Below are 224 nucleotides of genomic sequence, written 5' to 3'. Positions count from 1 at the left end.
CGTTTAGCGCTAACAAACTCAAAAGCAGGGTATGCAGCAGCAAAAACGGCATCGGTATTGAGAAGTGCATCCAAGGAGATAACACGGTCAATAGACCTAAGCTCAAGCTCAGCACGCACCCAATTAGGTTGAGTTTCACTTTGCATTTGCTTGCCTTTTTCATAAATACGCGCCATTTTTCCATTTTTGCGACTTCCTACATAAAGGGTGTTACCGCCATTGGC

At 44.6% G+C, this 224-nt stretch carries 1 protein-coding gene; it reads right to left on the bottom strand.

Going from position 1 to position 224, the window contains the following annotated elements:
• Positions 1-224: replication initiation factor domain-containing protein (locus tag CWC28_RS21135; protein WP_171038337.1), on the bottom strand; the 224-nt coding region annotated here is incomplete at both ends.

The sequence above is a fragment of the Pseudoalteromonas sp. S4492 genome (assembly GCF_005886115.1).
GTDB lineage: Bacteria > Pseudomonadota > Gammaproteobacteria > Enterobacterales > Alteromonadaceae > Pseudoalteromonas > Pseudoalteromonas gelatinilytica.
This window is presented reverse-complemented; position numbering and strand designations above follow the sequence as displayed.